The following is a 1,263-nucleotide window of genomic DNA, read 5'->3' on the forward strand; positions in this document are numbered from 1 at the left end:
CATACTTCTTTGGAGCATCTCCTGCGCTTTGCTCTTCATTCATCAAAGGCCGCGAAACCAAACTACCGTTTGAACAGCTAGGTGGCACTTTGTACCTGCCAAAAGCAACGGCACTGCGCCTAAGCGACCTTGGCTACACCAACAGCGCGCAAAGTGTGCTTAAGATTGGTTTCAATAGCCTAGACCAATACCTTGAAGGGCTGAACAAAGCGATTCGCACACCATCACAAGAGTTTGCTGAAATCGGTATTAAAGTTGACGATGAATACCGTCAACTGAACAGCAACGTTCTGCAGATTGAAAATGAACTGTACGCACCAATTCGCCCTAAACGTGTGGCGAAAAGTGGTGAGAAACCGTCTGAAGCGCTAGCGCGCGGCGGTGTTGAGTACATTGAGGTTCGTTCATTGGATGTAAACCCGTTCAGCTCAATTGGTATTACCGAGCAGCAGGTTCGCTTCCTAGACCTGTTCCTAACTTGGAGTGTTCTATCTGAGTCTGCTGAGATGGACAACTGTGAACTTGAGTGCTGGCGTGACAACTGGAACAAGGTGATCCTTGAAGGTCGTCAAGTGGGTCTTGAGCTGCAAATCGGTTGCCACGGCGAGAAACTGTCGCTGCAAGATTGGGCGAAGCGCGTCTTTAAAGACCTTCGAGTGATTGCAGAATTGATGGATGCTGAGCAAGGTGGCCGTGCTTACCAAGAGACATGCGACACCCTAGAAGCTTGGATTGATAATCCAGAACTGACGATCTCTGGCCAACTACTAGAAGAGACTAAGAGGCACGGCGGTTTAGGCAAGGTTGGCTGTGAGCTAGGTAAAGAGTACGCTCAGAAGCACCGTGATCACCAATACCAAGTCTACTCAGCAGAGCTGATGGAATCTGAGGTTGCACGTTCAGTGATGGCGCAGAAACAGGTCGAAGAGGCGAGTACTCAAGACTTTGATAGCTTCTTAGCTGATTACTTCTCGTACCTTAAAGCATAGCGAGTTTATGGTGGAAAGGATTCAAGCCGTATTAAGTAACAAGCGTCGCCAGCTGTTATCTTGGGTCACTATGGGTGTTGCTGTTAGCCTCTTAGCAGGTTGTGCAACTCCTCCGCCTAAGAAGCAAGACAACCTGTGTAGTATCTTTCGCGAGAACCCGTCTTGGTATGACGATGCCATCGATATGCAAGAAGAGTGGGGCACGCCAATTAATGTAGCGATGGCGTTTGTGAAACAAGAGAGTAGCTTTCGTCACGATGCCCGCCCACCGAAA

The 1,263-nt window shown here is 48.9% G+C and carries 1 protein-coding gene and 1 pseudogene; both read left to right on the forward strand.

What is annotated here, in order from left to right; all coding sequences use genetic code 11:
- Window positions 1–989: glutamate--cysteine ligase (gshA, locus tag KIV40_RS27715; RefSeq protein WP_285352410.1), on the forward strand; the 989-nt coding region annotated here is incomplete at its 5' end.
- 7 nt (window positions 990–996) lie between these two features.
- Window positions 997–1,263, forward strand: a pseudogene (locus KIV40_RS27720) (hypothetical protein); the annotation flags it as partial.

The sequence above is a fragment of the Vibrio sp. D173a genome, assembly GCF_030248475.1.